Origin of the sequence: Muriicola sp., assembly GCF_041567615.1 — a bacterium.
Lineage (GTDB): Bacteria > Bacteroidota > Bacteroidia > Flavobacteriales > Flavobacteriaceae > Muriicola.
On sequence record NZ_JBFGBM010000278.1, the window covers coordinates 1 to 1624 of the forward strand.

The window sequence follows — 1624 nt, forward strand, 5'->3', positions numbered from 1 at the left end:
ACCTTGCCGAGCCGAATCCTGTTGAAGAGATCGCCAATCAGGTTTTGCCCTTCAAAGGTTCCCGGAAAAGCGCTGAAATTCTCGGAAGAGAAGGAGGAGTACGCCAGGTTGAGGGTGGTTGTACCCTTCTTATACCCCATAGTGGTTTGCACGCCTGCCCGGTCCTGTGCACTTTTGAACCGGTAGGGCGCGTCCACAAGGCCAAAGGATTCATCGTAATCCACATGGAACTTAGCCCTGCTGGCGTAGAGTTGGGTTTTTGTGCGCTCGCTAAAGCGATATCCCAGTTTCAGGTCGGCATTAAGGGCAGAGAACGGGTCTGTCTCCCCTGATTGTGTGCTGATGGAGGATATCCCGTCTGTGTACCGGTGGCCAAAACCCAGGGCGTATTCCCATCGGTCGAGGGTCCCGGCCACTCTGGCAGAATTTTCGAATGCATTAAGTCGGTATTGCTGATCGTCTGCAGTCTGATTGGTCCCTATGCTGGAACGGAAATTTCCTGTAATTCCCTCCACGGGAACTCCTTTTGTCGTGATATTGATCACCGCTGTGGCAGCATTAGCTCCATAGAGGGTGCTGTTCGCCCCCTTGATGATCTCGATGGATTCAATATTTTCGAGAGGCAGGAGTCGCAGGTCGTATTCCTGGGAAAAGGAAGAGGGGTCTGATACCCGCAAACCATCGATGAGGACGATCAGCTGCCTGCCCCTCCCACCGCGGACAAAAGCGCCCAGCACTTCCCCTGCCCTGCCCCTGCTGCCTGAGATCTCTATGCCGCTTTTAGTATTGATCAGCTCTGGGAGGGAGCGTCCCTGATTCAGGGCGAGTTCCTCTGGTCCGATGCGGATCACAGTTTTACCGGAATTTTCCCGCCGGATGGGAAAGCGGGTGTCACTGACCACTACTTCATCCAACTCCTGGACTTTAAGGCTGTCCATCGCCCTATCCTGAGCCCAGGATATTGTACCGACACACAAAAGCACAGCGGCACTCCAAATTTTTTTGATCATTTTTATTCCTGTTGTCGGAACTGCGTATGAGGTTGCATACGAAAACTTTTATCCCGAAAGTTAATATTCGATTCTGAACCTGGCAGGTCTCCTGACTTGCGTATTGACATCGACCTTCCCGTCCTCGGACAGTGGTAATGAAGAGATGTCAACCATAGGTACTCCCGGGGGATTTCCTACTGAGCTTACAGTTGCGGGAACAGCTCCGGATTTTCACCGGATTCCCTTTTAATGCCGCCACGATGACCGGGCCGGCAACCAAAATTCGGGCCGAAGATAATCAAATTCCATCTCCTTTCTGACTTAGGGCAAATAAGTTTACTTTTGAAAACCGTAATCCGGCCGTATGCGAATTTTCATCTGCTTATTGCTTCTTTGCCTGATGGGCTGCAGGGAAAAGGGAAATCTTCCTGCAGAGCCCATCAATGATTCCGATAACACAGGCTCTTCATACCGTGTCCTTCATGCACGCGGATTTGAGATCGAAAGGACCCCGGAAGGCATAACGGTGATCCGGGTGCTACAGCCCTGGCCTGAGGCCGACAAGCCCTTCGCATACGCCCTCGTCCCTAAAGGCTCTTCCCAGACAGCAAAGCTAGATGCTGGTCGGTTCG

1 protein-coding gene, 1 pseudogene and 1 riboswitch are annotated in these 1624 nt (G+C 52.2%); of the genes and pseudogenes, one reads left to right on the forward strand and one right to left on the reverse strand.

What is annotated here, in order from left to right; genetic code table 11:
• Positions 1-1010 (reverse strand): TonB-dependent receptor (locus ABYP73_RS13035; RefSeq protein WP_372974626.1); only part of this gene is annotated, 1010 nt, incomplete at its 3' end.
• 63 nt (positions 1011-1073) lie between these two features.
• A riboswitch (cobalamin riboswitch) is annotated at positions 1074-1288 on the reverse strand.
• A 68-nt stretch (positions 1289-1356) separates the two neighbouring features.
• On the opposite strand from ABYP73_RS13035, the pseudogene ABYP73_RS13040 reads away from it, so the two are divergent.
• Positions 1357-1624: pseudogene (locus ABYP73_RS13040) on the forward strand (hypothetical protein); the annotation flags it as partial.